This is a genomic window from Cyanobium sp. WKJ7-Wakatipu (genome assembly GCF_024345355.1).
In the GTDB taxonomy this organism is placed as follows: domain Bacteria; phylum Cyanobacteriota; class Cyanobacteriia; order PCC-6307; family Cyanobiaceae; genus Cyanobium_A; species Cyanobium_A usitatum.
The window spans coordinates 1-5,541 of record NZ_JAGQAY010000061.1 but is presented as its reverse complement, the minus strand read 5'-3'; the positions used below and the strand labels follow the sequence as shown (position 1 = coordinate 5,541).

At 59.3% G+C, this 5,541-nt stretch carries 7 protein-coding genes; 4 read left to right on the top strand and 3 right to left on the bottom strand.

All coding sequences use genetic code 11. From position 1 onward, the window contains the following. Nucleotides 1-418 precede the first annotated feature (418 nt). Nucleotides 419-982 carry a hypothetical protein gene (locus KBY83_RS15340; protein ID WP_255020429.1) on the bottom strand — a complete coding sequence of 188 codons (564 nt, stop codon included), beginning with the start codon at nt 980-982 and terminating at the stop codon, nt 419-421. Further along, nucleotides 982-1,329 carry a hypothetical protein gene (locus KBY83_RS15335; protein WP_255020428.1) on the bottom strand — a complete coding sequence of 116 codons (348 nt, stop codon included), beginning with the start codon at nt 1,327-1,329 and terminating at the stop codon, nt 982-984. Before KBY83_RS15335 ends, KBY83_RS15340 begins: the two co-directional genes overlap by 1 nt. A 357-nt stretch (nt 1,330-1,686) precedes the next feature. Here KBY83_RS15335 and KBY83_RS15330 point away from each other — a divergent pair, with 357 nt between their 5' ends. From KBY83_RS15330 to KBY83_RS15315, 4 genes are all read left to right on the top strand, one after another. Beyond that, nucleotides 1,687-2,265, top strand: a complete 579-nt coding sequence (locus KBY83_RS15330; RefSeq protein WP_255020427.1) for a sigma-70 family RNA polymerase sigma factor — start codon at nt 1,687-1,689, stop codon at nt 2,263-2,265. 164 nt (nt 2,266-2,429) lie between these two features. Then, the gene (locus KBY83_RS15325) at nt 2,430-2,603 is read left to right on the top strand and encodes a hypothetical protein (protein ID WP_255020426.1); all 174 of its coding nucleotides are present in this window, start codon (nt 2,430-2,432) and stop codon (nt 2,601-2,603) included. Between the two features lie 3 nt (nt 2,604-2,606). Beyond that, on the top strand, nt 2,607-3,440 hold the full coding sequence (locus KBY83_RS15320; RefSeq protein ID WP_255020425.1) for a M48 family metalloprotease: 834 nt from the start codon (nt 2,607-2,609) through the stop codon (nt 3,438-3,440). 16 nt (nt 3,441-3,456) lie between these two features. Then, nucleotides 3,457-3,708, top strand: a complete 252-nt coding sequence (locus KBY83_RS15315; RefSeq protein ID WP_255020424.1) for a hypothetical protein — start codon at nt 3,457-3,459, stop codon at nt 3,706-3,708. Nucleotides 3,709-4,278: 570 nt separating this feature from the next. On the opposite strand, the gene KBY83_RS15310 is transcribed toward KBY83_RS15315, so the two are convergent. Then, nucleotides 4,279-5,247: a hypothetical protein gene (locus KBY83_RS15310; RefSeq protein WP_255020423.1), complete on the bottom strand. Its 969-nt coding sequence runs from the start codon at nt 5,245-5,247 to the stop codon at nt 4,279-4,281. Between the last annotated feature and the right edge of the window lie 294 nt (nt 5,248-5,541).

The window sequence follows — 5,541 nt, the reverse complement described above, 5'->3', positions numbered from 1 at the left end:
CGATAAGATCGAGATCTGTTGCGGCTGAATGGCTTTCGGGCACAGGGAGGAGGCAATTCCGCCGACCTCAACTCATGCTGGCAGCCCAGGCAAGCTCGCCTGTGCCAGACTTTGAATCAGCCCTGGGGGGGAAGGCGTCGCGCTCTGGTGAACGGGATGGACGGTGCTAATAACGCTCTGGGCCTCAGCTAAGAGAAAGGCGAACCTGTAGCAGTTTTATTTGGCTGGCAGCGCAACCTATTCTTTCATTTTTAGTTATTTTTTAGAGCGGGCAATCTATGCAGATGAAGATGCGTATATCTCGCGGCCGGTCGCATTGCAAGCTTAATCACCGCGGCGTGCGTTCCATCAGCCGTCCCAGCTTGACGACACTCAACGCTGGGCTGATACCAGCGCATCGGCTTAAAAGCTATAGGTATTAATCAGTCGAAGCCTCAAAAAGGGCAGGTATTTCTACACAGCTGAGCGCCATTTCATGAACTCCACAGTGGCTCTCCATCACATTGCCTTCAAGGTCTTCCGCTCTTAGCTGAGCATCACCCATTGAATCCACGAGCCTTAGATGCCTGCAATGTCGCCCTGCATCTCGCAAGAACTCAGGCAACCAAAGCAGCACCCGATGCAAACTGAGCGCTTGGGCCTCATGGTCTGAATAAACCCCTCCATAGGGGATCCGCAAGTAGACGCGACACCAGGGCTCAACCCTCTGCACATAGAAGGCGTGGCTTTGCATGCCATGCCCCCAGAAGCCGATGGCGAAGTGTCCCTCGGGTGCATCCCGTAGAAAATCCTCCACATCGGGCTGCACCCGGTAGGGATGCTCCAGGGCCGCTGCAGTGCCAAAGAGCAGTTGTCCCAGCCACAACAGTTCCAGATCAGCAGGAATGAGCCCCCGGGGCATCGGCTCGCCGATGCGCTCGGCGTAGTGCTCCGCCAGATCAGTCGTTGTTGGCGGTGGCATCGCCCTATTGCGCGATGCCATCAGGCTTCCTCGCCGTTGAGATCCAGAACAGTCCAGGTAGTGCTGCGCACAGGACCACAAGCGAAGCCACAGGTGGTGATCTCAAAGGCCACCCAGTTCGGTTTGTCCACGCTCTTTAGGAAAGCCACCACGTCGGCCCCGTCGTCGAGCGCGTCCTGAATGGCGACATGGGCAGCCCAATGGGGCTGCAGTTCGTCGCAAAGAAGTTCGGGTTCATTCGGCACCTCATGGCACCAGAAGCCACGGACCGTTGAGGCATTGGGCTCTCCCGTCTCCTTAAAGACAGGTTCACCGGTAGCCGGGCAGAAGAAGTTCCAGTCGTCCCGCTCCAGTTGGATCAGTTGCATGGCCGTGAATCGCAGCGAGCTAACTGTTGCCCGCCCAATCTCCTTTGCAGCCATTTCTCGTGCGAAAAAGGAGGCTGGGATTGCCGCTTCCCGTTGATGGCCATGCCGGCCTCAGCTTCCCTGCAGCAGTGTCAACTGGGCATTCGATACAGGCCGTGCTGGCAGATCCCTAGGGCTGGAGCCTTTCAGCCGTAGCGGGGCCGTTGGGGCTGGTTGCCACCGAGCCGTCAAATACCCACCTAATTCCCTCGTCCAGTCCTCGCGCTGCGTCAAGGATCGGGCCATGCGCCCCGTTGGGGCGTCCTTGTCACATCCCTGCGGCAGGCCGTTGGGGGTGGGGTTCTCTGCCGTCCCCAGATGGCTGCCCCGCTTTCCCGCTCTGCCCTCCGTGCCCGCGATGCCTTGGTGCTCCAGCACCTCTCCCTGGCTGATGCCGTTGCCTCAGCTGTTGCCCGCCGCTTCTTCCCTTTGGTCGAGCGGGAGGATCTAATCCAGGTAGCTAGAGAAGCCCTGCTTCGTTCAGTCCTGCGCTGCAAAGCAGGTGAGCCGGCAGAGCCCTATCTGCGCCGCTGCATCTCAGGTGCCCTGCAGCATCACCTGCGCGATCGGGTGCGGCTGGTGCGCATTCCACGCCGGCTGCATGAGCAGGGTCAGTGCCCCCTGGGTCACATCAGCCTTGATGGCCACGGCGAAGGCGAGCCGTGCCTGCTCGATCAGCTGGCCAGCCCAGAGCAAGAAGCAGCCAGCCCCGCTGATGATCTGGCGCTGGAGCAGCTAGTAGATCAGCTGCCTGCAGCTCAAGCCACGGCCCTGCGGCTCACCATCCTTGAGGGGCTCTCGCTCCGGCAGGCGGCAGAGCAGCTGCAAATCAGCGCCATGTCGGTGCAGCGGGTGCAGAAGAAAGCGCTTGAGGCTCTGCGCCAGCAGCTGAGCTGAGCTTTTCAGCCTGTCACTGCTGCTGTTCCTCCTGTTGCCAGGACCGACAAGGGCACCTATGCCACTGCCATCAAGAACCAGCTGGGCTTTGTTATTCGCAGGTAGGTTGCGTGGCTAGGTGCTTGCAGCGCTGATGCTGGCTGCAGTTACCCAGCGGCCTAACCATGATCCGCATCGTGATCCAGTGGCAAGACCAATTTGGCCATTGGCAGCGCTTCCAGGAAAAGCACAACCAGGCCGATGCTTACCGCACTGCTCAGGCCCGCGCCCGCAGTACGGGCAAGCGCCATCGCCTGGTCGAGGAAGCTGGACGACTACTTGATCTATTGGAGTCTTGACTCATGACAGTTCCAGTCAAAAAAAGCATTGCGATTGCCATAGCCGCCGCAGGGTTAGTCGCTGGCGTTATTGGTGCCTGGTCATGGACCCAGAAACCGCCAGTGGAGGTGCGCGCCCTTGAGACCGTGTTGCGACGTCTAAGCCGTGGCAACGACCTAGGCAGCCAGCCGATCGCTTTCATGGTGGCTAGCGGTAGCTACACCGCCCAACTGGCCGAGCAACGGGGTCTTTGCAAGCCTGATCAGTGTCAGATGTTTACCCAGCTCAACCCTTACCAACGCTATGGCAATGGCTGGGACGAACTGATGCGCCAGGGTTACACCCTTGGCGATATCGAGGGTTGGGCGGCGTCCAGCGGCACCGTAGTAATACCCCGTGCCACCTTCCGCGCCTACGGCCCCCACAGCGGTTATTTGGCATGCACGGTGGCTCACGAGATCGCGCACATCAGACGTCATCACATCTTTGAGCAGAGCTATCACGTCAATCACAACCTCAAAGGCCAGCCAGAGGAGCAAAAAAACCTTGCGGAGATGAAACGCTCTCGCGAGTTCGAGCTGGAAGCTGACCGTGATGCCGCCACCATGCTCAGCCGCGCTGGCTACCCCGGCCGTGTCTGCCAGCAAGAGCTTGAGTTCATGCACCGCTCCGTCGGTGATGGCTCGATTACCGAGCCCGAGTCAACCCATCCCGGCTATGAGGAGCGTGTTAAGGCCATGCGCGCTCACTACGACGCCATGGAAAAGCAACCAGCCAAGACGCAAGCAAATACCCGCGCCAGCTATAGCTACAACCGCTCTGACAACCTGCTCACCTTGACCCCGCAACAACGCTGACCAGCTTGCCCTCCCCATGGTGGTCGTCCGCAATGCTGAACCCAGCTCCGGGCATGTCGTTGTCGTTGCCTGCCAAGGCAGCTTCCTGCTGCGGCCGCTACAGCGTCAGGGGGAGCAGTGGTTACTTGAGCCGGTGCGGCCAGGAGTTCCTCAACAGCTCCGCACCCACCCCAGAAACTTGCTGCGCCGAATTCGGCAGCGCCTGAGCATTGAGAACTGGTGGCACTGGCCCAGGGATGCTGAGTTGGGTGAGGACGCCCGTCGCTAGATCAACCGGGCCGGGCTCAGGCGCTACCGCTTGATCCGCCATGGGTTCGGGAGCCCTACGAGATCAAGTGATACCGGCCCTTGGAGTAGTGACGAACGCCGCCAACGCGCCTAAACAAGACGTCTAGGCAGCTCTAGCTGGGCTGCCCTGCGAAGGGTTCTGTCCAACCCCTGTCCAACGTGGAGGAGAGGCCAATCGGTGAAAAGTCAATCGGGTCGACAGGATTCGAACCTGCGACATAGTGCTCGCAAAGAAATATAGCGCGTAATTAACCAATATAGCTAAAGCGCCGTGATGCGTGAGGTGATCTGCTCCAGGGTCAGCAGAGCACTCTCAAGGGCTTCGGTAGAGATCACAGAGAAGGACAGGGCAGTTATCGGTCTTGTGGCGAAAGCACACAGTGCTCCCACAGGCATCCGGCCCAGAACTATGCACCCACTGCATAAAGGACAAAACCTAGCGCTGTAGGCTAAGTTGGTGGGAAGCATCAAAACTGAGCGAAGGCATCCGGGCAAGCGTAAAGCGCCAATAGTGAGTAGTCTTGACAGATAACCTTGCAAGGCCTAATATCTAGAAAAGTTTTTTTAAGTGAGAGGAATCACCCACCCAGAAGCTGTGCGGATGGCTCTGGTCGCTGGTGAGCTGCTCTGCGAAGGCTGCGGCGGTTGCTCTGTCCCGGAAGCTAGCGATCTGAGTGTTGCCTCCGGCATTGGTGAATGCATCGCTACGGCAGTGCTGCCGTGAATCTTGTAAGGCTTCGCCTGGACCCACCACAGGCCACCATGTTTCGCCCGCTTGTGGCGGCGGTCCGTCCGCGTTGGGGTCATCAATGCAGGCCTGCCAAAGCCCATCGGTGGCGGAGGTTGGAGTGGCCGGGGCAGGGAGCGGTGTGGCGGAAGGCTTGGCGATGCTGGGTGCTATTGGGGTTGCAGGGCCATTTGGGTTTGAAGCTGCTGGTGCGCTGGTTGTTCCGCTACTCGTGCGGTTAGTTATCAACACCCCTGTCAGTGCCATCACCAGGGCGCCGCAGATCAAGGCCAGAAGGGCGATCAAGAGGGTGGTGGGTCCCTGCTGGGTCGAGGGGATGGTGACCACAGTTGTCGGTGTGGCGGCCATGGGTGCCGTCTGACTAGGTGCCTCTAATACGAATGCCGAGGCAGCGGGCCTGGTGTTGCTCGTGCTTGCTGTGGACGTGGGCCAGGTTGCGGCGAGGCCGGGCAGGTTGAGACAACTTTGCAGCACTGCATCAAGCCGCCCCAGCACTGCAGGGCTGTACACCTCAGCCAGATCCCTCAGAAGGGCATCACGGGCATGAATGATCTGGCCCCCCTGGCTGCTCAGGATGAACAGCTGGCGGAAGGCCGGCCGCTGCAGGAGATCCCGCAGGGGGTTGAGCAGTGTTGTATCGGCCCCGAGCAGATCTTGGAGTTGGGCTTGAAGCCGGCGGCTGATCACGCCCGACTCAAATGCTGTTACTCCGCTCTGCCGGATCAGTTGGCCCAGGCGCTGTCCTAAATCGTGATCAGATGAAGAAAGCAACGGGACAGGCTTGATTGGAAACTAGCCTACTGGTTCGGTTCTTACCCTCAGCGAGACTGCAAGACCCGGCCGAATTCACTACTTGTGATCAGTGGGGGTGTGGTGCGGGTGTCAACAGTGAAAACACGGCTTTCGGTTTGAATGACGCCGTTGGTGTAGACGAATGTGACCCAGGGCTGATTCAAAGTCTGGCACAGGCGAGCTTGCCTGGGCTGCCAGCATGAGTTGAGGTCGGCGGAATTGCCTCCTCCCTGTGCCCGAAAGCCATTCAGCCGCAACAGATCTCGATCTTAT